Source organism: Streptomyces sp. NPDC087845 (genome assembly GCF_044742755.1).
Lineage (GTDB): Bacteria > Actinomycetota > Actinomycetes > Streptomycetales > Streptomycetaceae > Streptomyces.
The window spans coordinates 195625-219799 of sequence record NZ_JBIUVC010000014.1; the positions used below are offsets into that span (position 1 = coordinate 195625).

At 70.9% G+C, this 24175-nt stretch carries 20 protein-coding genes; 15 read left to right on the forward strand and 5 right to left on the reverse strand.

Annotated elements, in window-relative coordinates:
- The first annotated feature begins 80 nt into the window (after window positions 1-80).
- The 5 genes from ACIOMQ_RS30840 (at window position 81) to mutM (ending at window position 3986) form a co-directional block, all read left to right on the forward strand.
- Window positions 81-1163: a cell division initiation protein gene (locus tag ACIOMQ_RS30840; RefSeq protein WP_401758143.1), complete on the forward strand. Its 1083-nt coding sequence runs from the start codon at window positions 81-83 to the stop codon at window positions 1161-1163.
- Between the two features lie 182 nt (window positions 1164-1345).
- Window positions 1346-2020, forward strand: coding sequence for a DUF177 domain-containing protein (locus tag ACIOMQ_RS30845; RefSeq protein WP_362204057.1), 675 nt, complete (start codon window positions 1346-1348; stop codon window positions 2018-2020).
- Window positions 2021-2022: 2 nt separating this feature from the next.
- A complete protein-coding gene (gene rpmF / locus ACIOMQ_RS30850; protein ID WP_003965982.1) occupies window positions 2023-2196 on the forward strand; it encodes a 50S ribosomal protein L32 in 174 nt (57 codons plus the stop codon).
- A gap of 19 nt (window positions 2197-2215) precedes the next feature.
- Window positions 2216-3040, forward strand: coding sequence for a ribonuclease III (rnc, locus tag ACIOMQ_RS30855; RefSeq protein ID WP_362204060.1), 825 nt, complete (start codon window positions 2216-2218; stop codon window positions 3038-3040).
- 79 nt (window positions 3041-3119) lie between these two features.
- Entirely contained in the window at window positions 3120-3986 is an 867-nt protein-coding gene (gene mutM, locus ACIOMQ_RS30860) for a bifunctional DNA-formamidopyrimidine glycosylase/DNA-(apurinic or apyrimidinic site) lyase (protein WP_402191230.1), read from the forward strand.
- A 155-nt stretch (window positions 3987-4141) separates the two neighbouring features.
- Here the strand turns inward: mutM and ACIOMQ_RS30865 are convergent, their stop codons facing one another.
- Together ACIOMQ_RS30865 and ACIOMQ_RS30870 are read right to left on the reverse strand one after the other, a co-directional pair.
- Window positions 4142-4546: a helix-turn-helix domain-containing protein gene (locus tag ACIOMQ_RS30865; RefSeq protein WP_362204066.1), complete on the reverse strand. Its 405-nt coding sequence runs from the start codon at window positions 4544-4546 to the stop codon at window positions 4142-4144.
- 75 nt (window positions 4547-4621) lie between these two features.
- A complete protein-coding gene (locus ACIOMQ_RS30870) occupies window positions 4622-5542 on the reverse strand; it encodes a CAP domain-containing protein (protein ID WP_402191232.1) in 921 nt (306 codons plus the stop codon).
- A gap of 145 nt (window positions 5543-5687) precedes the next feature.
- Here ACIOMQ_RS30870 and ACIOMQ_RS30875 point away from each other — a divergent pair, with 145 nt between their 5' ends.
- From ACIOMQ_RS30875 to ACIOMQ_RS30890, 4 genes are all read left to right on the forward strand, one after another.
- Complete coding sequence (locus tag ACIOMQ_RS30875; protein ID WP_362204072.1) at window positions 5688-5969, forward strand: acylphosphatase; 282 nt, start codon at window positions 5688-5690, stop codon at window positions 5967-5969.
- Window positions 5970-6408: 439 nt separating this feature from the next.
- On the forward strand, window positions 6409-6621 hold the full coding sequence (locus ACIOMQ_RS30880) for a hypothetical protein (RefSeq protein WP_018551753.1): 213 nt from the start codon (window positions 6409-6411) through the stop codon (window positions 6619-6621).
- Between the two features lie 360 nt (window positions 6622-6981).
- A complete protein-coding gene (gene smc, locus ACIOMQ_RS30885) occupies window positions 6982-10635 on the forward strand; it encodes a chromosome segregation protein SMC (RefSeq protein ID WP_402191234.1) in 3654 nt (1217 codons plus the stop codon).
- A gap of 226 nt (window positions 10636-10861) precedes the next feature.
- Window positions 10862-12280, forward strand: a complete 1419-nt coding sequence (locus tag ACIOMQ_RS30890; protein ID WP_362204078.1) for a sugar porter family MFS transporter — start codon at window positions 10862-10864, stop codon at window positions 12278-12280.
- 70 nt (window positions 12281-12350) lie between these two features.
- Here the strand turns inward: ACIOMQ_RS30890 and ACIOMQ_RS30895 are convergent, their stop codons facing one another.
- Together ACIOMQ_RS30895 and ACIOMQ_RS30900 are read right to left on the reverse strand one after the other, a co-directional pair.
- On the reverse strand, window positions 12351-13316 hold the full coding sequence (locus ACIOMQ_RS30895; protein ID WP_402191237.1) for an LLM class flavin-dependent oxidoreductase: 966 nt from the start codon (window positions 13314-13316) through the stop codon (window positions 12351-12353).
- Window positions 13317-13374: 58 nt separating this feature from the next.
- Entirely contained in the window at window positions 13375-14784 is a 1410-nt protein-coding gene (locus ACIOMQ_RS30900; RefSeq protein ID WP_402191239.1) for a purine-cytosine permease family protein, read from the reverse strand.
- A 108-nt stretch (window positions 14785-14892) separates the two neighbouring features.
- Here ACIOMQ_RS30900 and ftsY point away from each other — a divergent pair, with 108 nt between their 5' ends.
- Window positions 14893-16104 (forward strand): signal recognition particle-docking protein FtsY, encoded by a 1212-nt coding sequence (ftsY, locus tag ACIOMQ_RS30905; protein WP_401269041.1) that lies wholly within the window; start codon window positions 14893-14895, stop codon window positions 16102-16104.
- 103 nt (window positions 16105-16207) lie between these two features.
- Here ftsY and ACIOMQ_RS30910 read toward each other — a convergent pair whose 3' ends face one another.
- Window positions 16208-16867: a bifunctional DNA primase/polymerase gene (locus ACIOMQ_RS30910; protein ID WP_401942218.1), complete on the reverse strand. Its 660-nt coding sequence runs from the start codon at window positions 16865-16867 to the stop codon at window positions 16208-16210.
- Window positions 16868-17290: 423 nt separating this feature from the next.
- On the opposite strand from ACIOMQ_RS30910, the gene ACIOMQ_RS30915 reads away from it, so the two are divergent.
- From ACIOMQ_RS30915 to ACIOMQ_RS30935, 5 genes are all read left to right on the forward strand, one after another.
- Window positions 17291-18766, forward strand: a complete 1476-nt coding sequence (locus tag ACIOMQ_RS30915) for a hypothetical protein (RefSeq protein ID WP_362204093.1) — start codon at window positions 17291-17293, stop codon at window positions 18764-18766.
- Window positions 18767-19134: 368 nt separating this feature from the next.
- The gene (locus tag ACIOMQ_RS30920) at window positions 19135-20478 is read left to right on the forward strand and encodes an ammonium transporter (RefSeq protein ID WP_401269038.1); all 1344 of its coding nucleotides are present in this window, start codon (window positions 19135-19137) and stop codon (window positions 20476-20478) included.
- Entirely contained in the window at window positions 20475-20813 is a 339-nt protein-coding gene (locus ACIOMQ_RS30925; RefSeq protein ID WP_362204099.1) for a P-II family nitrogen regulator, read from the forward strand. Before ACIOMQ_RS30920 ends, ACIOMQ_RS30925 begins: the two co-directional genes overlap by 4 nt.
- Window positions 20814-20932: 119 nt before the next feature.
- Window positions 20933-23392 carry a [protein-PII] uridylyltransferase gene (locus ACIOMQ_RS30930; protein ID WP_401758129.1) on the forward strand — a complete coding sequence of 820 codons (2460 nt, stop codon included), beginning with the start codon at window positions 20933-20935 and terminating at the stop codon, window positions 23390-23392.
- Between the two features lie 238 nt (window positions 23393-23630).
- Window positions 23631-24175 (forward strand): signal recognition particle receptor subunit alpha (locus ACIOMQ_RS30935; RefSeq protein ID WP_401754082.1); only part of this gene is annotated, 545 nt, incomplete at its 3' end.

Below are 24175 nucleotides of genomic sequence, written 5' to 3' on the forward strand. Positions count from 1 at the left end.
CCAGGTGTCGGGCGGGCGCCGACTGGCCGTACAGTCGTCCCGTCCGTCTCCAATCGGCTGTAGAGAGTGGCGAGCACACGGTGGACGTGCAGAAGAAGCTCGACGAGATCGTCGAGGCGGTCGGGAGCGCCCGGTCCATGCCCATGTCGGCTTCGTGCGTGGTCAACCGCGCCGAACTGCTCGCGATGCTCGAAGAGGTGCGCGAGGCCCTGCCCGGCTCGCTCGCCCACGCCCAGGAGCTCATCGGCGGGCACGAGCAGCTGGCCGAGCAGGCCCGTCAGGAGGCCGAGCGGATCATCGAGTCCGCGCACGCCGAACGCACCTCGCTGATCGCCGGGACCGAGGTCGCCAGACAGTCCCGCAGCGAGGCCGACCGCATCCTCTCCGAGGCCCGCCGGGAGGCCGATGAGGTCCGCGCCGAGGCCGACGAGTACGTCGACAGCAAGCTCGCCAACTTCGAGGTCGTCCTCACCAAGACCATCGGCTCCGTCGACCGGGGCCGCGAGAAGCTCCTCGGCCGAGGCCAGGCCTTCGACGAGCAGGGATACGAGGACCCGGACTTCGCCGAGGCCCCCGAGCGCAGCACCGACCCGGCCACGCTCCAGCGCCGGGCCGACGAGTACGTGGACACCAAGCTCGGCGCCTTCGAGGCCGTGCTCGCCAAGACCCTGGAGGCGGTCGGCCGCGGCCGGCAGAAGCTGCACGGCCGGGTCGCCACCGACGAACTCGGTGCGCACATGGCCGCCCAGGACGCGGCGGGCAATCAGGGGCACATGAGCGACGAGGACCACTGGGCCGGCCTCGCCGAGCTCGCCACCCCGGAGCCGCAGCCGGTGCACCAGCAGGCCCAGCCGCACTTCCCCGCACAGGCCCAGCCGAGCTACGCGGAGACCTACGCGTACCAGGAGCAGCCGCAGCAGGACGTCTACGGGTACCAGCAGCAGCCCGACCCCTACGCCGCCTATCAGCAGCAGGGATACGACCAGGGCCAGGCACAGGGCCAGATCCCGGTCCAGGGGTACGACGGCTGGCAGCAGCAGCCCGTGCAGCAGCCCCAGCAGGCGCACCAGCCGCAGGGTGAGGGCGCCCTCGACGAGACCAGCCTGTTCGACACCAGCATGATCGACCTGGACCAGCTCCGCCGGTACGAGCAGGAGCACTGACCGGCCGGGGCGGCGGCCCGGCCCCTGCGCCCGACCGGAGTCGAACCGGGGTGCGGCGGACCGGATTGGGAGCTGGGCGGTGCGTCCAGTATCCTGGCTCTTCGGTCGCGCGTAGGTCCGCGATCCCGGCTGCCCGTTTCGAATCCGAATCCGGGCAACCCTCCCCACGATGTGCGATGCACATGATTTCGAAAGCAGGAAAAGCCCTGAACGGCCACCTCGACCACCGAAACCCCCTCGTGTTCGACACGCACGAGCTGGGTCGGCGTCCCGGTGCCCTCCAGCGGCTGACCCGCTCGGTGGACGCACCTGGTGCGCCGTCCGTCCTCGGCATCGACGGGGTGATCGGTGTGCCGGAGGGCGCACCCGTGGAGCTGGACCTCCGTCTTGAGTCGGTCATGGAAGGGGTGCTTGTCACAGGCACCGCCCGTGCGTCGGCCGAGGGGGAGTGCGTAAGGTGTCTGGAGCCGCTGCGCCAAGAGGTCGTGGCGGACTTCCAGGAGATGTTCTCGTACCCTGACGCCGATGACCGGGGCCGCAGCCACAAGGCGGAGCCGGCCGACGACGCCGAGGACGACGAGGACAGGCTCTTCATCGAGGACGGCCTGTTCGACCTCGAACCAGTGCTGCGCGATGCGGTGGTGCTCGCACTGCCGATGCAGCCGGTGTGCCGGGAGTCCTGCGCCGGTCTGTGTTCCGAATGCGGAATCAGGCTGGACGAGAATCCCGGTCATCACCACGATGCCGTCGACATCCGTTGGGCGGCATTGCAGGGACTCGCCGACACCGTTCAGGACGGCGAGAAGGACAACATGGGCGGCGCCGAAGCGGGCGTCGACGAGAAGCAGGAGAAGTAGCCGTGGCTGTTCCGAAGCGGAAGATGTCGCGCAGCAACACGCGCCACCGCCGGTCGCAGTGGAAGGCTGCGGTCCCCACCCTGGTTTCGTGTGAGCGTTGCCAGGAGCCGAAGCTGCAGCACATCGCGTGCCCCAGCTGCGGCACGTACAACAAGCGCCAGGTTCTCGAGGTCTGAGCGGCTGGTGAGAGGCCCGATGTCTGAGTTGTCCAGCGCCAAGAAGCAGGCAGACAACGTCAACACAGCCTCGTCCCACACGCTTCTGGAAGGGCGGCTCGGGTATCACCTCGAGTCCGCCCTTCTGGTGCGTGCGCTGACCCATCGCTCGTACGCGTACGAGAACGGCGGTCTGCCGACCAACGAGCGGCTCGAATTCCTCGGGGATTCGGTGCTCGGCCTGGTGGTCACGGACACGCTGTACCGCACCCACCCCGACCTGCCCGAAGGCCATCTGGCCAAATTGCGGGCCGCGGTGGTCAACTCGCGTGCGCTTGCGGAAGTGGGCCGCGGCCTCGAACTCGGCTCCTTCATCCGGCTCGGCCGCGGTGAAGAGGGCACGGGTGGCAGGGACAAGGCATCCATCCTCGCCGACACCCTTGAAGCGGTGATCGGCGCGGTCTATCTCGACCAGGGCCTAGGCGCGGCCTCGGAGCTGATCCACCGGCTCTTCGACCCGCTGATCGACAGGTCCTCCAACCTCGGTGCCGGCCTGGACTGGAAGACCAGCCTCCAGGAACTCACCGCGAGCGAGAGCCTCGGCGTCCCCGAGTACCTCGTCACGGAGACCGGCCCGGACCACGAGAAGACCTTTACTGCTGCTGCTCGCGTCGGTGGTGTCTCGTACGGCACCGGCACCGGCCGTAGCAAGAAGGAGGCGGAGCAGCAGGCGGCGGAGTCCGCCTGGCGCGAGATCAGCGCCGCCGCGGAGGCGCGGGTGGCCGCGGCGAAGGCCGCTGCCGACGGAGGGGCCGCCGACACCCCTGCCGACCCGCCGTCGTCCACGGACGTCGCTCCGGCCTGACCCGGAATCCCCTCGGTGCCCTGCGCACCGGGGGGATTTCTCTGCCCGGATACCCTGGAAGTCCCTGAGGAGCCACACCGTGCCCGAGCTGCCCGAGGTCGAAGTCGTACGGCGGGGACTTGAACGCTGGGTCACCGGCCGGACCGTCGCGGACGTCGAGGTGCTGCACCCGCGTGCGGTCCGCCGCCATCTCGCGGGCGGCGTGGACTTCGCGGCCCGGCTCGGCGGTGCCCGTTTCGGCCCGGCCATGCGCCGTGGCAAGTACCTCTGGGTGCCGCTGAACGACGCGTCCAGTTCGCTGCTGGGCCATCTCGGCATGAGCGGCCAGCTGCTCGTGCAGCCGCAGGACGTCCCCGACGAGAAGCACTTGCGCATCCGGATCCGCTTCGAGGACTCCCTCGGGACCGAGCTGCGCTTCGTCGACCAGCGGACCTTCGGCGGGCTCTCGCTCCATGAATGCGCCGCCGACAGCACGGACGGGCTGCCCGACACCATCGCGCACATCGCCCGCGATCCCCTGGACTCGGCTTTCGACGACGCGGCGTTCCACGCGGCCCTGCGACTGCGCCGTACGACGATCAAGCGCGCCCTGCTCGACCAGTCGCTGATCAGCGGGGTCGGCAACATCTACGCGGACGAGGCGCTCTGGCGCGCCAAGCTGCACTACGACCGCCCGACCGCGACGCTGACCCGCCCCAAGTCGGCCGAGCTGCTGGGCCACGCCCGCGACGTGATGAACGCCGCCCTCGACCAGGGCGGCACCAGCTTCGACAGCCTCTACGTCAATGTGAACGGCGAGTCCGGCTACTTCGACCGCTCCCTCGACGCGTACGGGCGAGAGGGAGAGCCCTGCCACCGCTGCGGTACGCCGATGCGCCGCCGGGCGTGGATGAACCGGTCCAGCTATTTCTGCCCGCGCTGCCAGCGGCCGCCGCGCACGCCCTGAGGGCTGTCCCGTAATCCCGGGCGGGCGTGCGGAGTCGGATGCGGCACCTCGCCGCGTTGTTGGAACGCCCGAATACTGGAGGTATTCGGCCTCCGCCTTGCGACGCATCGCACCCGACGCCGCACGCTGTTCCACCAGGGATTACGGGACAGCCCTTAGGCCCGGACCTCCGGCCCCGGGTGGGCTCCGTCGTATCGGTCACGGGCCCGGAGCACCTCCGGCATCCGGCCCTCGACGAGCCCGATCAGCGCGAGCAGCCGCTCGGCGACCTGCCGGCCCAGGGGCGTCAGCTCGTAGTCGACGCGCGGCGGGTTGGTCGGCTGGGCCTCTCGGTGGACCAGGCCGTCCCGCTCCAGGGCGTGGAGCGTCTGCGAGAGCATCTTCTCGCTCACCCCGTCGACCCGGCGACGGAGCTCGTTGAAGCGGAAGCTGCCGTCGTACAGGGCTCCCAGCGTCAGACTGCCCCAGCGCCCCGTGACATGCTCCAGGGTTCCGCGTGAGGGGCACTGCCTGGAGAACACATCGAAGGCGAGCGCGTCCAGACGGTTCTTCTCGTCCATGACGACAGCGTACGCCCGCACAGCGCTCACTGCGGGGGTGCGCTTTCCCCGGGTGAGCGGTTGGCCGGCCACCGCTCAGAAGCCGAAGTCCTGGGTCCACCAGGGGCCGCCCGCGCCGAAGTGCACGCCGACGCCGAGCGTCTTGTAGTCGCAGTTGAGTATGTTCGCCCGGTGGCCCGCGCTGTTCATCCAGGCGTCCATCACGGCCTGCGCGTCGGCCTGGCCGCGGGCGATGTTCTCGCCGCCGAGCCCCTGCACACCGGCCTTGGCGGCGCGGTCCCACGGGGTTCGGCCATCGGGGTCGGTGTGGTCGAAGAAGCCCCGGGCAGCCATGTCGTCGCTGAAGTCCTGGGCGAGCGAGGCCAGTGAGGCACTGGCCGTCACCGGGCTGCAGCCGGCCTTCGCGCGCTCCTGGTTGACCAGGGCGAGCACGGCGCCCTGGACGGAGGCGGCCGGGGCCGACGCCGCGGACCTGCGGGCGGCCGGAGCGGAGGAGGCGGGGGCCTTTGGCGCGGCCGACGACTTCCCGACCGCAGCCGGGGCGGCGCTCTCCCCGGCTTCCGCCGCGGCGGCCTTCGACGATGCCGGCGATGAGGCCTGCCCCGCTCGCCCGGCCGGCTCGGATGTCTTCGACGGGGAGGCGGACGACGCGGAACCGGTGGGGGCCTTCGCCCCCTTCGGGCCGCCGGCCCGCCCGGCACCGCGGTCGGCGGATGCGGTGTCCGAGCCGCCCCGGCTCAGCAGGTCCGGGACTCCCTCGGTACGCACCTGGTCGGCGGCCACGCCACCGCCGACCGTGTGGGTGGAGCCGCCGGGCAGCAGCCCCGAGGCGACCGCGACGGCCCCCACGGCCAGGGCGGCGGAGACGCCGATCATTCCGGTACGCACCGGGGCCCCGGACCGCTTCCCGTGGCGCGCCCCCCGGTGCCGGCCCGGGTTCTCCGCCGCGCGGTCCTGAACGGCAGGAGCTGCGGCGGAGCGTCCATGACGTCCCATCTGCTGAGCCCTTCTGACGGTCTGGACGCCGCTCTCGGCGTCGACATGATTCACCCGATGGGGTGAGGTTATTGCGACGGGACTGTACGCCATGCCCTCTGGACGGGAAGTGCTCCGAGGGCAATTGGCCGGTTAGCGTTCGGGCATGAACGAAGAGGTACGGCTCACCGCCTGGGTGCGCGGCCGAGTGCAGCAAGTAGGTTTTCGCTGGTTCACCAGGGCGAACGCTCTGGAGATCGGTGGCCTCACCGGCTTCGCCCTCAATCTCGACGACGGCAGGGTGCAGGTCGTCGCCGAGGGGCGGCGTGAGAATTGCCACCGTCTGCTGGAGTGGCTGCGCTCGGACGACACACCCGGGCGCGTTGACGGAGTCACTGAGATCTGGGACACCCCGCGCGGCGGCTACGACGGCTTCGCGATCCGCTGATCCGGGTCCGGTCCCGGGCCGCCCCGGAGGTTGTGTTCGGACGGTGTTCGATGGGCGGCACGGGGTGACGAGGCGGGGCGGTCGTCCGCGTACACATGAAATGACCTGCGGAATGGCCGGGTGGTTGCCAAGATTCGGTTGGCGTGCCAGGCTGCGGCAGTAAGGATGATCTCCGCGCCCCCGAGGGTCCCGCAGGAGAGTCGCGCCGCATGATCGCCAGGCCGCGCGCCCCAGGGCTGCCCGCCTCTACAGGGCGTGATCGTGTTGACCGTCAAACTTTTTGGTGAGACGCTGAAATCCCCGCGCACCGCAGCTGTTCGGCAGAGCTGTTTGGCAGCAGAACAGCAGTGAATACAGAGCACTGCCGAGCACCGCGGGTGCGATTCCCTCACGACCCACACCGCATCGGTCGGTCACTCAGTGTGGAGGACCATCCATCATGGCAAAGGCGCTTCTCGGTTACGTCGGCGGTTCCGACCCGCGACTCCTCGCCGAGATGCGACGGCTCCAGCAGCGTGTCCAGGACCTCGAATCCGAGCTCGTACGGATTCAGGACGAGAACGACGCGCTCAACGCCGCCGCCCAGCACCAAGAGTCGCTGCTCGACAGCATCGACATCGACGTACCTCAGGCGGAGCCGGCGCTGACCTGACCGATGGCCCTGGAGGCCGGTCGGGCCGTACGCGTCAGCCGTCCGAGATCATCACCCGGATCGTCGCCGGATCATTGAAGATCACTGCTCTTGATCTGTCACCGTTGTGACATGTCCTTGATCCGTCGTGCACAGCTGCACCAGCAACACGGCACGTAACACCGCACAAGATTTACAAGGGGCGCTTCGGCGTCCCTTTTTTCTTTTGCGTCCCTCTTCCGTGCCCGCACTCTTTCCGATCGCACTTCTCCGCTCGGACCTGCGCGGGACCCGCCCCGGACGTACACCCCTTCCCTTACCGTCTGATGTGCCCTGCACCTTCATCAGCGAAACCGAGAGCGAAAGGTAGAGTCCGGCGGCGTGCATCTCAAGGCCCTGACCCTGCGTGGTTTCAAATCGTTCGCCTCCGCCACGACGCTGCGGTTCGAACCCGGTATCACGTGCGTCGTCGGTCCCAATGGGTCCGGCAAGTCCAATGTGGTGGACGCGCTCTCCTGGGTCATGGGGGAGCAGGGTGCCAAATCCCTGCGCGGCGGAAAGATGGAAGACGTGATCTTCGCCGGTACCACCGGGCGGCCGCCGCTCGGGCGGGCGGAGGTTTCGCTGACCATCGACAATTCCGACGGCGCACTGCCGATCGAGTACGCCGAAGTGACGATCACTCGGATCATGTTCCGCAACGGCGGCAGCGAATACCAGATCAATGGCGACACCTGCCGGCTCCTGGACATCCAGGAACTGCTCTCGGACTCCGGTATCGGCCGGGAGATGCATGTCATCGTCGGCCAGGGCCAGCTGGACTCGGTACTCCACGCCGATCCGATGGGGCGGCGCGCATTCATCGAGGAAGCCGCGGGCGTGCTCAAACATCGCAAGCGGAAAGAGAAGGCCCTGCGGAAACTGGACGCGATGGGCGCCAATCTGGCCCGCGTCCAGGACCTGACCGACGAGCTGCGGCGACAGCTGAAACCGCTGGGCCGGCAGGCGGCCGTGGCGCGCCGGGCCGCCGTCATCCAGGCCGATCTGCGCGATGCCAGGCTGCGGCTGCTCGCCGACGACCTGGTGCGGCTGCGGACCGCGCTGCGCAGCGAGATCGCGGACGAAGCGGCGCTCAAGCAGCGCCGGGAGGCGGCGGAGGCGGAGCTCAAGGCGGCGCTGGCGCGCGAGGCGGAGCTGGAGGACGAGGTACGGCGGCTGGCGCCCCGGCTCCAGCGGACTCAGCAGACCTGGTACGAGCTGTCGCAACTGGCTGAGCGGGTGCGTGGCACGATCTCGCTGGCCGATGCCCGGGTGAAGAGCGCTTCCGCCGTCCCCGACGAGGAGCGGCGCGGTCGTGACCCGCAGGACATGGAACGGGAAGCCGCCCGCATCCGCGAGCAGGAGGCGGAGCTGGCGGCCGCGCTGGAGGCGGCGGAGCACGCGTTGGAGGACACCGCCGCCCATCGTGCCGATCTGGAACGGGAGTTGGCGGCCGAGGAGCGCAGGCTCAAGGACGCCGCCCGCGCCATCGCGGACCGTCGCGAAGGGCTCGCCCGGCTGAACGGGCAGGTCAACGCGGCCCGCAGCCGGGCCGGTTCGGCGCAGGCCGAGATCGACCGGCTGGCCGCTTCCCGAGACGAGGCGCAGGAGCGGGCGGTCGCCGCCCAGGAGGAGTACGAGCAGCTCAAGGCGGAGGTCGAGGGCCTGGACGCGGGCGACGCGGAACTGGGCGAGCGGCACGACGCCGCCAAGCGGGAACTCGCGGAGGCGGAAGCGGCGCTCACCGCGGCCCGGGAGGCCGCCACCGGCGCCGAACGGAAGCGGGCGGCGGTCGCCGCCCGCCATGAGGCGCTGGCCCTCGGCCTGCGCCGCAAGGACGGCACGGGCGTCCTGCTCGGCGCGCGGGACCGCCTTTCGGGACTGCTCGGTCCGGCCGCGGAACTCCTGACGGTGGAGCCGGGCCACGAGGTGGCGGTGGCGGCGGCCCTGGGCGCGGCGGCGGACGCGGTCGCGGTGGCGGACCCGGCCACGGCGGCGGAAGCGATCCGGCTGCTGCGCAAGCAGGACGCGGGGCGGGCGGCGCTGCTGCTGGGCGGGGTGCCCGATGCCGGTGGGGCTGGTGAGGTCGATGGTGCTGTGGGTGCTGTGGGTGCCACAGCTGCCCTTGTTGCCTCTGATGCCTCAGGTGCCGCTGATGTTGATGGGGGCGATGTGGCCGCCGTGCCCGCCGGAAGTCCGCCCGCCGTCGCCGGCCTCGTCCACGGGCCGGCCGAACTGGTGCGCGCCGTACGGAGGCTGGTGCGGGACATGGTGGTCGTCGGCACGCTGGAGGACGCCGAGGACCTCGTCTCCGTACGCCCGGAGCTGACCGCCGTCACCGCCGAGGGGGACATCCTCTCGGCCCACTTCGCGCACGGCGGTTCCGCCGGTGCGCCGAGCCTCCTCGAAGTGCAGGCATCGGTCGACGAGGCCGCCGTCCAGCTGGAGGAACTGGGCGTGCGGTGTGCGGAGTTGACCGAGGCCCAGCGGCTCGCCGGGGAGCGGCGCGGCGTGTGTGCCGGGCTGGTCGAGGAGCTGGGGGAGCGGCGCCGGGCCGCCGAGCGGGAGAAGTCCGCAGTGGCCCAGCAATTGGGCCGGCTCGCCGGGCAGGCTCGCGGTGCGGCGGGCGAGGCCGAGCGGACGACCGCGTCCGCCGCCCGTGCCCAGGAGGCGCTGGAGCGCGCGACGGAGGAGGCCGAGGAACTGGCCGAGCGGCTGCTCGCCGCCGAGGAGATGCCCGTCGAGGAGGAACCGGACACCTCCGTGCGCGACCGGCTCGCCGCCGACGGGGCCAACGCCCGCCAGACCGAGATGGAGGCCCGGCTCCAGGTACGTACCCACGAGGAGCGGGTCAAGGCACTCGCGGGCCGGGCCGACTCCCTCGACCGGGGCGCCCGTGCCGAACGCGAGGCCCGCGCCCGCGCCGAGCGGCGCCGCGCCCAACTGCGGCACGAGGTGGCGGTGGCCTCGGCCGTGGCCTCCGGCGCCCGTCAGCTGCTGGCCCATGTCGAGGTGTCCGTCGTACGGGCCGGGCAGGAGCGGGTCGCGGCCGAGGCGGCGAAGACGGAGCGGGAGCGGGAGCTGGCGGCCGAGCGCGACCAGGGCCGCGAGCTCAAGGGCGAGCTGGACAAGCTCACCGATTCCGTCCACCGGGGCGAGGTCCTCGGTGCCGAGAAGCGGCTGCGGATAGAGCAGCTGGAGGCGAAGGCGCTGGAGGAGCTGGGCGTCGAGCCGGCCGGTCTGGCCGCGGAGTACGGCCCGGACCAGCTCGTACCGCCGTCACCGGCCGCCGAGGGCGAGGAGCTGCCGGAGGATCCGGAGCACCCGCGCAACCAGCCGAAGCCGTTCGTCAGAGCCGAACAGGAGAAGCGGCTGAAGTCGGCCGAACGGGCGTATCAGCAACTCGGAAAGGTGAATCCGCTCGCGCTGGAGGAGTTCTCGGCACTGGAGGAGCGGCACAAGTTCCTCTCCGAGCAGCTCGAAGACCTGAAGAAGACGCGGGCCGACCTGATGCAGGTCGTCAAGGAGGTCGACGAGCGGGTCGAGCAGGTGTTCACCGACGCGTACCGGGACACCGCCCGTGAGTTCGAGGGTGTCTTCTCGCGGCTCTTCCCGGGTGGCGAGGGGCGGCTCGTCCTGACCGACCCGGACAATATGCTCGCCACCGGTGTGGACGTCGAGGCCCGGCCGCCCGGCAAGAAGGTCAAGCGGCTCTCCCTGCTGTCCGGCGGGGAACGCTCGCTCACGGCGGTGGCGTTGCTGGTATCGATCTTCAAGGCCCGTCCGAGCCCGTTCTATGTGATGGACGAGGTCGAGGCGGCGCTCGACGACACCAATCTGCAGCGGCTGATCCGGATCATGGAGGAGCTCCAGGAGAGCTCGCAGCTGATCGTGATCACGCACCAGAAGCGGACGATGGAGGTCGCGGACGCGCTGTACGGCGTAGCGATGCAGGGCGACGGGGTCTCCAAGGTCATCAGCCAGCGGCTGCGCTGAGGCTTTACTCAATCTTCAATACTTCGACTTACCTTTTGGCGTCCTTTGGTCGCTATAGCCCAATAGCGCATTATTGACTTCGGGAGTTGAACGCATAGTCTCTGCGGCGTCGTCTTTATCTTCAAGTGGTGGCAGGCGTGAACTTATGCGCCACTTGGAGGAGCTCTCCCCCCTCAACAGGAGCTCACCCCACACCTGACGACGCGGCCAGGCATCAGGAGTTCAATTGACCAGCACAGCGCAGGGACCGGCGTCCGGAGCCCGAGGGGCCCACCCGGATCACCTCGGCCATGTCATCTTCATCACGGCGGCCGCGGCGATGGGCGGCTTCCTGTTCGGCTACGACAGCTCCGTCATCAACGGCGCCGTCGAGGCGATCCGCAGCCGGTACGACATCGGCTCGGGAACGCTCGCCCAGGTCATCGCCATCGCGCTGATCGGCTGCGCGATCGGCGCGGCGACGGCGGGGCGCATCGCCGACCGCATCGGCCGCATCCGCTGCATGCAGATCGCCTCCGTGCTCTTCACCATCAGCGCCGTCGGCTCCGCGCTCCCGTTCGCGCTCTGGGACCTCGCGATGTGGCGCATCATCGGCGGATTCGCCATCGGCATGGCCTCCGTGATCGGCCCGGCGTACATCGCCGAGGTCTCGCCACCCGCCTACCGCGGCCGGCTCGGCTCCTTCCAGCAGGCCGCGATCGTCATCGGCATCGCCATCTCCCAGCTCGTCAACTACGGCATTCTGCAACTCGCCGACGGAGACCAGCGCGGCAGGATCGGCGGCATCGAGGCATGGCAGTGGATGCTCGGCGTGATGGTCGTCCCCGCCGCTCTGTACGGGCTCCTCTCGTTCGCGATCCCCGAGTCGCCGCGGTTCCTGATCTCGGTCGGCAAGAAGGACCGGGCCCGGCGGATCCTGGAGGAGGTCGAGGGCAAGAACATCGACCTCGACGCCCGGGTGACCGAGATCGAGACGGCCATGCACCGTGAGCACAAGTCCACGTTCAAGGACCTGCTCGGCGGCCGCTTCGGTTTTCTGCCGATCGTCTGGATCGGCATCGGCCTGTCGGTCTTTCAGCAACTCGTCGGCATCAACGTGGCGTTCTACTACTCGGCGACGCTCTGGCAGTCCGTCGGCATCGACCCGTCCGCCTCGTTCCTGTACTCGTTCACCACGTCGATCATCAACATCATCGGTACCGTCATCGCGATGGTGCTGGTGGACCGGGTGGGCCGCAAGCCGCTCGCGCTGGTCGGCTCCACCGGTATGGCCATCGCCCTGGCCTTCGAGGCGTGGGCCTTCTCGGCCCCTCTGGTCGACGGCAGACTGCCCCACCCCCAGGGCACCGTGGCGCTCGTCGCGGCCCATGTGTTCGTGCTCTTCTTCGCCCTGTCCTGGGGTGTCGTGGTCTGGGTCTTCCTCGGCGAGATGTTCCCGAACAGGATCCGCGCCGCCGCGCTCGGCGTCGCCGCCTCCGCGCAGTGGATCGCCAACTGGGCGATCACCGCGAGCTTCCCGAGCCTGTCCGACTGGAACCTGTCGGGCACGTACATCATCTACGCGTGCTTCGCCACGCTCTCGATCCCCTTCGTCCTCAAGTTCGTGAAGGAGACCAAGGGCAAGGCGTTGGAGGAGATGGGCTGATCCCCGCCGCCCCGGCTCCTCGGCCACCCGGCGCCCCGGCCCGCGAGCCGGGGCGCTGCGGTGTCCGGGGTCAGCGGGCGACCGCCTCGCAGAACAGCCGCAGGCTGCGCCACCCCTCCTCGACGGGGAGCCCGCCGCACAGCGGATGCAGGACCAGGCTGTCCAGTTCCCCGGCGGCCCGGGCGCACTCCTTCGGCGTGACGACCCGGTAGACCCCTTCGGCCCGCAGCTCCGCCACTGTCGCCGCCGCCGACCGCACGGCCGAGCGGATGTCCTTGGACTGCCAGGAGGCGTACGTGCGCGCCTCGTGCAGGAAGTGCTCGCCGTACTCCGCCCACGTTCGGCCGGGGTCCTCGGACACATGCAGCAGGGGCGTCGCGGCGGACGGCATCATGCAGAAGCCGTCCGTCCCGAACTCCGCCCGCCGCTCGTGGTAATACGCCTCCAGCTCCGGCAGATACGCGCTCGGGAAGAACGGCAGCCCCAACCGGGCCGCACGCCGCGCCGCCGCCCGCGAACTGCCGCCCACCAGCAGCGGCGGATGCGGCCGGGTGTACGGGCGCGGCGTGACCCGGACCGTACGGCCCCGGTACGAGAAAGGCTCCCCGGTCCACGCCTGGAGCAGCGTCTCCAGGAGCTCGTCCTGGAGCCTGCCGCGCCTGCCCCATTCGACGCCCGCCCGTTCGTACTCCTCGGGCCGGTAGCCGATTCCCGCCACCGTGACCAGCCGGCCCGCGCTCAGCAGATCCAGGACCGCGATGTCCTCGGCCAGCCGCAGCGGGTCGTGCAGCGGGCCGATGATCGCCGAGACGGTGACCGCGATCCGGCGGGTGGCGCCGAGGACCGCGCCCGCGAAGACGAAGGGGGAGGGCAGCCAGGAGTCGGCGGCGCCGTGGTGCTCCTCGGTCTGCACGGTGTCGACGCCGTGCTCGTCGGCGTAGGCGGCCATCTCCAGCGCGGCGCGGTAACGGGCCGAGAGCGACTCGGGGGTGGCGTCGGGATCGACGAGATTGAACCGGACCACTGTGAAGGCCATGGCACTTGTCCCCTTCGTCGGGCGGGCTCGGCGAGGCCGGACATTAGCTGACGTGGCGTCAGAAGTGTAGGGGGGTGTCGGCCCCGGGCCCATCGCCGCCACCCCGTCCGGCGGGCCGCGGCAGGGACGCGTACAGCGCGGCCGAGACCGCGACCGTGGCCGCCCAGCCCAGCCCGTGGCGCCCGACCCAGGTGGCCGCGAACGGGCCGGAGAGCCATTGCACGCGGGTGAAGAGCAGCCCCACCACCAGGCCCGTCGCCCACGCGGCCACGGCCGGCACGGCGAAGCCCCCCGTGTACCAGTAGGCGCTGGACGGCGTGGTGTCCAGGAGCGCCGCCGGATCGTACGTACGCCCCCGCAATTGATCCACGCAGAAGACTCCGGCCCAGGCGGAGAATGTCACCGCGAGCAGCGTCAGGAAGGAGACGAAGGAATCCATGAAGCCCGCCGCCGTCATCATCAGCAGCGAGCCCAGGAACAGGCTGATGGCGGCATTCGCCCCGACCGCCCACGTGCGGGGAATCGCGAATCCCAGCGTCTGTGCGGTGAAACCGCCCGAATACAACGACATCGCGTTGATCAGCACCATGCCGACCACGGTCATCAGCAGATAAGGCACCGAGAGCCAGCCCGGCAGCAGGGCGCCGATGAACGAGACGGGGTCACGCGTGACGGCCAGTCCCGGCGTGGCGACCGCCATCACGGCGCCCATCAGTACGAGCGGGACGCAGACGACCCCGGCGCCGCCCACGGTCGCCCCGACCATGGCCGGGCCGGACGCGGTGCGCGGCAGATAGCGGGCGAAGTCGGGCCCCGCCGGAACCCAGCTGATCCCGCCGCCCACCAGGGTGCCGACCCCGGAGATCATCAGTGCCGTCGGCCCGGCGGGCCTGCTCAGGACGGTGTGCCAGGGGGTCCCGCCGATCAGGTGGATCAGTACGAGGACGCTGAAGCCCCCGAAGAGGTACGTCGACCAGGTGCAGCACACCCGCAGTGCGCGTACGCCCAGCCCCGACACCAGGAAGCTGCTTCCCACGAAGGCGAGCAGGGTCGCCATGATCAGGGTGGTGCTGCTCGCGACACCGAAGAGCAGTTCCAGAACGGCCAGCACGGCGTAGGTGCCGGTGACCGCGTTCACCGTCTCCCAGCCCCAGCGGGCGATCCAGATCAGTGCGCCGGGCAGCAGGTTGCCGCGCTGGCCGAAGACGGCCCGGGAGAGCGCCATGCCGGGAGCCCCGCCCCGGCTGCCCGCGATCGAGACCGCGCCGACCAGTCCGAAACTGACGACGGGGCCGACGATCGCGACGGCCAGTACCTGCCAGAAGTTCAGTCCGTCGAGGGCGATCAGCCCCGCACCCATGGTGAGCAGCAGCACGGTCAGGTTCGCGCCGACCCAGGTGGGGAAGAGGGTCCGGACCCGGCCGGTGCGCTCGTTGTCGGGGACGGGGTCCAGACCGCGGGTCTCCACGGGCGAAATCGTACCTTTACCTCCAAAGGGTGCATAACACCCGAGGGATGCGGGGGCGATCCTTCGGGGCGGCCCACGCGGGCGGCCGTGACTGATACTGGGTGGGTTATGGAATTCGTCATCCTTGCTGTAGTCATCGCCCTGGTCGCGGTCGGCGTGATCAGCGGGCTCGTGGTCAGCAGCCGCAAGAAGAAGCAGCTGCCCCCGGCACCGTCGAGCACGCCGACCATCACTCCTCCCGCCGAGCCCCATGTCGGCGAGGAAGCCGAAACGCCGCGCGAGGAACCGCGCCGCACCATCGAGGAGGTCGGCGCTCCTTCGGCCGAGGCTCCCGCCGGGGAAGCGCCCGAAGCCGTCGAGCCGGAGGCGCCCGCCGCCCCCGCCGTCGAAGTGCCCGAGCCCACCGCCGGCCGGCTGGTGCGGCTGCGCGCCCGGCTCGCCCGCTCGCAGAACTCCCTCGGCAAGGGGCTGCTCACGCTCCTGTCCCGCGACAACCTCGACGAGGACACCTGGGAGGAGATCGAGGACACCCTCCTCACCGCCGATGTCGGCGTCGCGCCCACCCAGGAGCTGGTGGAGCGGCTGCGCGAACGCGTCCGCGTCCTCGGCACCCGTACCCCCGAAGGGCTTCGCACGCTGCTGCGCGAGGAGCTCCTCACCCTGCTCGGCACCGACTTCGACCGCGCGGTCAAGACGGAGAGCGGTGTCGACACCCCCGGCGTCGTGATGGTCGTCGGCGTCAACGGAACCGGCAAGACCACCACCACCGGCAAGCTGGCCCGCGTGCTCGTCGCCGACGGCCGCAGCGTCGTGCTCGGCGCGGCCGACACCTTCCGGGCCGCCGCCGCCGACCAGCTCCAGACCTGGGGCGAGCGTGTCGGCGCCCGGACCGTGCGTGGACCCGAGGGCGGCGACCCCGCGTCGATCGCCTTCGACGCGGTGAAGGAGGGCATCGCCGAGGGCGCCGATGTCGTCCTCATCGACACCGCGGGACGGCTGCACACCAAGACCGGGCTCATGGACGAGCTCGGCAAGGTCAAGCGGGTCGTCGAGAAGCACGGGCCGCTCGACGAGATCCTGCTCGTCCTCGACGCCACGACCGGACAGAACGGCCTGGTGCAGGCCCGGGTGTTCGCCGAGGTCGTCGACATCACCGGCATCGTGCTCACCAAGCTGGACGGCACCGCCAAGGGCGGCATCGTCGTCGCCGTCCAGCGCGAACTGGGCGTACCGGTGAAGCTGATCGGCCTGGGGGAGGGCCCCGACGATCTGGCCCCGTTCGAGCCCGAGGCGTTCGTGGACGCCCTGATCGGAGACTGAACCACCCCACGCGTACGCAGAAGAGCCCGACCGCACGATGCCACTGCGGTCGGGCTCTTTTCTCGGCTCTATCGGCTCTCTCGGCTTTCTCAGCCGCGAGTCCTCAGCTGCAGAGGGGCGCGCGATGGCAGCTGTACGCCAGTGTGCCCAGCAGCAGACGTGCCTGAGGAGGGGCGGCCGCGGTGTCCAGCACCGGTGGGCGCAGCCACCGGACCGGGCCGAGGCCACCCTCGTCGGACGGCGGGGCGGTGATGTGGCAGCCGGGCCCCAGCGCCCGCAGATCCAGGCCCGCGTCGTCCCAGCCCATGCGGTACAGCAGTTGTGGGAGCTCGGCGGCGGCCCCCGGGGCGACGAAGAACTGCGCCCGCCCGGCCGGTGTCACCGCGACCGGGCCGAGCGGCAGCCCCATCCGCTCCAGGCGCACCAGGGCCCGGCGCCCGGCCGCCTCGGCGACATCGAGGATGTCGAAGGTGCGGCCCACCGGCAGCAGCATCGAGGCGCCCGGCACCTGGGCCCAGGCGTCCGCCGCCGTGTCGAGCTTCGCCCCCGCGGGGACCTCGGGGGCGAAGTCCAGCGGATGGGCGCCGGGGGAGGGGCACCGCGCCTTCCCGCACGAACAGCGGCCGGCCGCTGTTCGCGCTCCCGGCGCGACGGCCCAGCCCCACAGTCCCGTGTACTCGGCCACTGCGGTGCACTCGGCCGCGCGGCCGCGGCGCCGTGAGCCGGTGCGCATCTCGCGGATGCCGCCGATCGTGAAGCCCATGCCCCCTCCAACGGGTCCGACTCACCGGTGGTTACGACAAGGAGCAGAGCCGTGACGCCCGTCGCCGTCGTCGATCGGTGGTGCGCCCGGCGCACTCGGGGTTGTGCAAGATGGTCCACGCGCCCCGTCGCACATCACTGCGCCAACTGTTGATCGCCGTGTGTCAAGTGAATCGCGCCGGACGGTGACGGTGTTCATCCGAAGGGGTGGCGAATGGTGGCGTTTCTGTCATCGCCCTCGCCGGGCTGGTGATCGTAGGATTACCGTCGGTACGCGAACCGTGGAAGTATGTGCGCCCATGGGTATGCCCGAGGCAACCCGATTTCCTGTTCGATCGTGCGCAACCCCCGTATGGGCAGCATCGGTTCAGGGCATTCTGGTAATGGTTCGCGCGACAGTATTCAGCGGGATGGGGGCCTTCCAGTGAGTGGCAGCGGCGCAGGCGATTCGAATGCCGGTAAGCGCCCCAACGGGCAATTGAGCTCGTGGTTCGTGCGCAGCGGCTGGTCGAAGGGTGAGCTGGCGCGGCAGGTGAACCGCCGGGCGCGCCAGATGGGCGCCCACCACATCAGCACCGACACCTCCCGGGTGCGGCGCTGGCTCGACGGCGAGCAGCCGCGCGAGCCGATCCCGCGCATCCTCTCCGAGCTCTTCTCGGAGCGCTTCGGCTCCGTCGTCGCCGTCGAGGACCTCGGACTGCGTTCCGCGCACCAGTCACCGTCCGTGGCCGGCGTCGACCTGCCCTGGGCGGGGCCGCAGACCGTCGCCCTGCTGAGCGAGTTCTCCCGCAGCGATCTCATGCTCGCCCGCCGCGGCTTCCTCGGCTCCTCGCTCGCCCTGGCCGCGGGCCCCGCCCTCATCGAGCCCATGCAGCGCTGGCTGGTGCCCGTCGCCGCCGGCGGAGAGGCGGAACCGGAACCGGCTGCCACGGCCCGCCGTCCCTCGCGGCTCTCCGACCCCGAGCTCGACCTGCTGGAGTCCACCACCGCGATGTTCCGTCAGTGGGACGCGCAGTGCGGCGGCGGTCTGCGCCGCAAGGCCGTCGTCGGACAACTCCACGAGGTCACCGACCTGCTCCAGGAGCCGCAGCCGGCGGCCACCGCCAAGCGGCTCTTCCGCTGCGCGGCCGAACTCGCGGAGCTGGCCGGCTGGATGAGCTACGACGTCGGCCTCCAGCCCACCGCCCAGAAGTACTTCGTTCTGGCGCTCCACGCGTCGAAAGAGGCCGGCGACAAACCGCTCGGTTCGTATGTTCTTTCCAGCATGAGCCGCCAGATGATCCACCTCGGACGCCCCGACGACGCCCTCGAACTGATCCATCTCGCGCAGTACGGCAGCCGGGACTGCGCCACCCCGCGCACCCAGGCCATGCTGTATGCGATGGAGGCCCGCGCGTACGCCAACATGGGCCAGCCCAGCAAGTGCAAACGAGCCGTCCGGATGGCCGAGGACACCTTCGACGACATCGGGATCGACAGCGAGCCCGAGCCCGACTGGATCCGTTTCTTCTCGGAGGCCGAGCTCAACGGCGAGAACTCCCACTCGTTCCGTGACCTCGCCTACGTCGCGGGCCGCAGCCCCACATACGCCACGCTCGCCGAACCCCTGATGACGAAAGCCGTCCAGCTCTTCGGCGAGGACGACGAGCACCAGCGGTCCTACGCACTCAACCTGATCGGCCTCGCCACCGTCCACCTCCTCCAGCGCGAGCCCGAACAGTCCACGGTGCTGGCCGAGAAGGCGCTGCGCGTCGCCAAGAAGATCCGCTCCGAGCGGGTCAACACCCGGCTCCGCAAGACCGTCGACACCGCCGCCCGCGACTTCGGGGACATTCCCGAGGTCGCCAGGCTCACCGATCTCCTCACCGAGCAGCTGCCCGAAACCGCCGAAGCGGTCTGAACGGCACCCCCGGCCCCGGCCACGACGATCACCCCGAACAGACCGACTTCGGCTCCCCCATCGCCAGGTCAGCGGGTGGTCGGCGTGGCCGGTTCGCATTGCCGCTTCCGTACGGAAGAGTCGTCAGCGCACCGTATGCGGCCGCGGCCGCAGAGTAGACCCGGCCCCGGGCGCGCCACCGCCGGTTCATGGCGTCGTAACACACCGGACCCCTTCGTCACTGCCGCGAAACACCGTGCGGCATCGGCGGAAACCGTGCTGGGCGAATCTCGTGGCGCATAACCGGCCCGCACCTTTTCCCCAGTGGTCCCGCACGTGGTGCCGCTCATCCGCCCGCACGCGGCCGCACCGACGACGAGGAGACGCCGATGCCCCCAGGCATCACGACGCTTGCCGCAGACGCCCCGACACTGTCTGCCGCCAACACCGGGTTCATGCTCATCTGCTCCGCCCTGGTGATGCTCATGACCCCGGCCCTGGCCTTCTTCTACGGAGGCATGGTCCGCGTCAAGAGCACCCTCAACATGCTGATGATGAGCTTCATCAGCCTCGGGATCGTCACGATCCTGTGGGTGCTCTACGGATTCAGCCTCGCCTTCGGCACCGACATCGGATCCGTCTTCGGCTGGAGCTCGGACTACGTCGGCCTCAGCGGAATCGGCATCACCCAGCTCTGGGGCGGCTACACGATCCCCGTCTACGTCTTCGCCGTCTTCCAGCTGATGTTCGCCGTCATCACCCCCGCTCTGATCAGCGGTGCCCTCGCCGACCGGGTGAAATTCACCTCCTGGGCCCTGTTCATCACGCTCTGGGTCACCGTCGTCTACTTCCCCGTGGCCCACTGGGTCTGGGGCGCGGGCGGCTGGCTCTTCGAACTCGGCGTGATCGACTTCGCCGGTGGTACGGCCGTCCACATCAACGCGGGAGCCGCGGCGCTCGGCGTGATCCTCGTCATCGGCAAGCGTGTCGGCTTCAAGAAGGACCCGATGCGACCGCACAGCCTGCCGCTCGTGATGCTCGGCGCCGGACTGCTCTGGTTCGGCTGGTTCGGCTTCAACGCCGGCTCGTGGCTCGGTAACGACGACGGCGTCGGCGCGGTCATGTTCGTCAACACCCAGGTCGCCACCGCCGCCGCGATGCTCGCCTGGCTCGGTTACGAGAAGCTCCGGCACGGCTCCTTCACCACCCTCGGCGCGGCCTCCGGCGCGGTCGCGGGCCTCGTCGCCATCACACCGTCCGGCGGCGCGGTCAGCCCGCTCGGCGCCATCGGGGTCGGCGCCGTCGCCGGTGTCCTCTGCGCCCTGGCCGTCGGCCTGAAGTACAGGTTCGGCTACGACGACTCCCTGGACGTCGTCGGCGTCCACCTCGTCGGCGGTGTCGCCGGGTCCCTCCTCGTCGGCCTGTTCGCCACCGGCGGCGTCCAGTCCGACGCCAAGGGCCTCTTCTACGGTGGTGGCCTCGACCAGCTCGGCAAGCAGGCCGTCGGAGTCTTCGCGGTCCTCGCGTACTCTCTCGTCGTCTCCGCGCTCCTCGCCCTCCTCCTCGACCGGACGATCGGGATGCGGGTCGCCGAGGACGACGAGATCTCCGGCATCGACCAGGTCGAACACGCGGAGACCGCCTACGACTTCAGCGGAGCGGGCGGCGGCACGGCCCCGCGTACCACGGCCTCCGCGACGGCAGCATCGCAGACGAAGAAGGTGGACGCATGAAGCTCATCACCGCAGTCGTGAAGCCTCACCGGCTCGACGAGATCAAGGAAGCCCTCCAGGCCTTCGGCATCCAGGGCCTCACGGTCACGGAAGCCAGCGGGTACGGGCGCCAGCGCGGTCACACCGAGGTCTACCGGGGTGCCGAATACACCGTCGACCTCGTCCCCAAGATCCGCATCGAGGTCCTCGTCGAGGACGAGGACTCCGAACAGCTCATCGACGTACTCGTGAAGGCCGCCCGAACCGGCAAGATCGGTGACGGCAAGGTCTGGAGCGTGCCGGTCGACACCGCGGTTCGCGTGCGGACGGGCGAACGCGGCCCGGACGCCCTCTGACCGACGGTCCCGAAGACCGCCGACGGAAGACCGACGGCCGCGAGGACCACCGGCCGAAGGCCGACGCTCCCGCGGACCACCGGCCGAGGACCGACGGTCCCGAAACGAAAGGCAGCCGGGTGACGAGCACCGAAGTGACCACCGAATCCGACGACTCGGAACCCAGCGGCTACGCGGCGGCCCGGCTGCGCCTCCTCCAGGAGAAGGCGCGGTCCGGGCCGCCGCGCCGCGCGGCCCTCGCAGCGCTCACCGACGACTGGCTCACCGCGCTGTTCACCACCGCCACCGAACAGACCGGCGTCCGCGGCGCCGCGCTCGTCGCCGTCGGCGGCTACGGACGGGGCGAGCTCTCCCCGCGCAGCGACCTCGACCTCCTGCTCCTGCACGACGGCAGCATCGACGCCGGTGCCGTCGCCTCCCTCGCCGATCGCATCTGGTACCCCGTCTGGGACCTCGGTCTCGCCCTCGACCACTCCGTGCGCACCGCCGCCGAAGCCCGCAGAACGGCCGTCGAGGACCTCAAGGTCCACCTCGGGCTGCTCGACGCCCGCCCCGTCGCCGGGGACCTCGGCCTCGTCGCCGCCCTGCGCACCGCGGTCCTCGCCGACTGGCGCAACCAGGCCCCCAAACGCCTCCCCGCCCTCCACGAACTCTGCCGCGAACGCGCCGACCGGCAGGGCGAGCTCCAGTTCCTCCTCGAACCCGACCTCAAGGAGGCCCGCGGCGGGCTGCGCGACGCCACCGCCCTGCGCGCGGTCGCCGCCTCCTGGGTCGCCGACGCCCCCCGCGAGGGCCTCGCCGAAGCCCGCCGCACCCTCCTCGACGCCCGCGACGCCCTCCACCTCACCACCGGCCGCGCCACCGACCGCCTCGGCCTCCAGGACCAGGACCAGGTCGCCGCCGCCCTCGGCCTCCTCGACGCGGACGCCCTGCTCCGCCAGGTGTACGAGGCCGCCCGCACCGTCTCGTACGCCACCGACGTCACCTGGCGCGAAGTCAACCGTGTGCTCCGCGCCCGGTCCGTGCGCCCCCGGCTGCGCGCCATGCTGGGCGGCGGCAGGGCAGCGACCCCGGAACGCACCCCGCTCGCCGAGGGTGTCGTCGAGGCCGAGGGCGAAGTCGTCCTCGCCCGTACCGCCCGCCCCGAACGCGACCCCGTCCTCGTCCTGCGCGCCGCCGCCGCGGCGGCCCAGTCCGAACTCCCGCTCTCCCGCCACGTCGTACGCCACCTCGCCGCGACCGCCCGCCCGCTGCCGGTGCCCTGGCCCGCCGAGGCCCGTGAGGAACTCGTCACCCTCCTCGGCGCGGGCGAGGCGACCGTCCCCGTCTGGGAGGCCCTCGAAGCCGAAGGGCTGATCACCCGGCTGCTCCCCGACTGGGAACGCGTCCACTGCCGCCCCCAGCGCAACCCCGTCCACACCTGGACCGTCGACCGCCACCTCGTCGAAACGGCCGTGCACGCCTCCTCCCTCACCCGTCGCGTCGGCCGCCCCGACCTCCTCCTCGTCGCCGCGCTCCTGCACGACATCGGCAAGGGCTGGCCCGGCGACCACTCCGTCGCCGGTGAGGTCATCGCCCGCGACACAGCCGCCCGGATCGGCTTCGACCAGCACGACGTGGGCGTCATCGCCACCCTCGTACGCCACCACCTGCTGCTCGTCGAGACCGCCACCCGCCGCGACCTCGACGACCCGGCGACCGTCCGCTCCGTCGCCGCCGCCGTCTCCACCACCTCCACGCTGGAGCTGCTGCACGCCCTCACCGAGGCCGACGCACTCGCCACCGGGCCCGCCGCGTGGTCCACCTGGCGCGCCTCCCTCGTCTCCGACCTCGTCGGACGGGTCGCCGCCGTGTTCGACGGGCAGGTCCCGGGAGAACCGGAACCCGCCGCGCCCAGCGCCGAACAGGAACGCCTCGCCATCGAGGCCCTGCGGACCGGCGGCCCTGTCCTCGCCCTGCACACCCAGGCCGAGACCCCGAACGAGAACGGCGAACCGGAGCCCGTCGGAGTCGAGCTCCTCATCGCCCTGCCCGACCGCCCCGGCGTGCTGCCCGCCGCGGCCGGTGTCCTCGCCCTGCACCGGCTCACCGTGCGGGCAGCCGATCTGCGCGCCGTGGAACTCCCCGCCGAACTCGGCGAGGGCGAATCCGCCGACCTGCTGCTGCTCAGCTGGCGGGTCGCGGCCGAGTACGGCTCCCTGCCGCAGGCCACCCGCCTCCGCGCCGACCTCGTACGCGCTCTGGACGGCTCCCTCGACATCCGCGCCCGCCTCGCCGAACGCGAAGCGGCCTACCCGAGGCGGCGCGGGGTGAAGGCCCCGCCGCCGAGGGTGACGGTCGCGGCGGCCGGCTCACGGCTGGCGACGGTCATCGAGGTACGGGCCCAGGACGCCCCGGGGCTGCTGCACCGGATCGGCCGGGCGCTGGAACAGTGCGAGGTACGGGTGCGCAGCGCCCATGTGTCGACGCTGGGGGCGAACGCGGTGGATGCCTTCTACGTCACAGGCCCGGACGGGGAGCCGCTGCCCGGGGCGAGGGCGGCGGAGGTGGCCCGGGAGGTCGAGAAGGCGCTGGGCTGAGCACCGCCGCCGCGCCCACCGGCCCTCGGCGCTGAGCACCGCCGCCGCGCCCACCGGCCCTCGGCGCTGAGCACCGCCGCCGCGCGCCCACCGGCCTTCGCACCGAGTACCGCCGCCGCGCCCACAGACCCTCGCCCGCCCATGAGAAGCGGGCGAGGGCTTCGCGTTTCCGGGGGGCCGGATACCCTTGGGGACGACCGACCTGCCCCGCCCCCGACCCTGAGGACCGACGAGCGCCGTGTTCGATACTCTCTCCGACCGCCTTGCCGCGACTTTCAAGAACCTTCGGGGCAAGGGCCGCTTGTCCGAGGCGGACATCGATGCCACGGCTCGTGAGATCCGTATCGCCCTGCTCGAAGCGGATGTCGCGCTGCCGGTCGTGCGTGCCTTCATCGCGAATGTCAAGGAGCGGGCGCGTGGGGCGGAGGTGTCCCAGGCGCTGAATCCGGCGCAGCAGGTCGTCAAGATCGTCAATGACGAGCTCGTGGGTATTCTGGGTGGTGAGACGCGGCGGTTGCGGTTCGCGAAGACCGCGCCCACGGTGATCATGCTTGCGGGTCTCCAGGGTGCCGGTAAGACGACCCTGGCCGGAAAGCTCGGTCTCTGGCTCAAGGGCCAGGGGCACTCGCCGCTGCTGGTCGCCTGTGACCTTCAGCGTCCCAACGCGGTCAACCAGCTCAGTGTTGTCGCGGACCGTGCCGGTGTGGCGGTGTACGCGCCGGAGCCGGGCAACGGCGTCGGTGACCCGGTCCAGGTCGCCAAGGATTCCATCGAGCATGCCCG

Excerpts from the sequence above, each read along its gene's own strand:
- ACIOMQ_RS30845 (WP_362204057.1), top strand. The coding sequence starts at position 1,346 with ATGATTTCGAAAGCAGGAAAAGCCCTGAACGGCCACCTCGACCACCGA.
- ACIOMQ_RS30875 (WP_362204072.1), top strand. The coding sequence starts at position 5,688 with ATGAACGAAGAGGTACGGCTCACCGCCTGGGTGCGCGGCCGAGTGCAG.
- ACIOMQ_RS30880 (WP_018551753.1), top strand. The coding sequence starts at position 6,409 with ATGGCAAAGGCGCTTCTCGGTTACGTCGGCGGTTCCGACCCGCGACTC.
- ACIOMQ_RS30925 (WP_362204099.1), top strand. The coding sequence starts at position 20,475 with ATGAAGCTCATCACCGCAGTCGTGAAGCCTCACCGGCTCGACGAGATC.
- ACIOMQ_RS30870 (WP_402191232.1), bottom strand. The coding sequence starts at position 5,542 with ATGGGACGTCATGGACGCTCCGCCGCAGCTCCTGCCGTTCAGGACCGC.
- ACIOMQ_RS30895 (WP_402191237.1), bottom strand. The coding sequence starts at position 13,316 with ATGGCCTTCACAGTGGTCCGGTTCAATCTCGTCGATCCCGACGCCACC.
- ftsY (WP_401269041.1), top strand. The coding sequence starts at position 14,893 with ATGGAATTCGTCATCCTTGCTGTAGTCATCGCCCTGGTCGCGGTCGGC.
- ACIOMQ_RS30910 (WP_401942218.1), bottom strand. The coding sequence starts at position 16,867 with ATGGGCTTCACGATCGGCGGCATCCGCGAGATGCGCACCGGCTCACGG.
- ACIOMQ_RS30865 (WP_362204066.1), bottom strand. The coding sequence starts at position 4,546 with ATGGACGAGAAGAACCGTCTGGACGCGCTCGCCTTCGATGTGTTCTCC.
- rnc (WP_362204060.1), top strand. The coding sequence starts at position 2,216 with ATGTCTGAGTTGTCCAGCGCCAAGAAGCAGGCAGACAACGTCAACACA.
- ACIOMQ_RS30920 (WP_401269038.1), top strand. The coding sequence starts at position 19,135 with ATGCCCCCAGGCATCACGACGCTTGCCGCAGACGCCCCGACACTGTCT.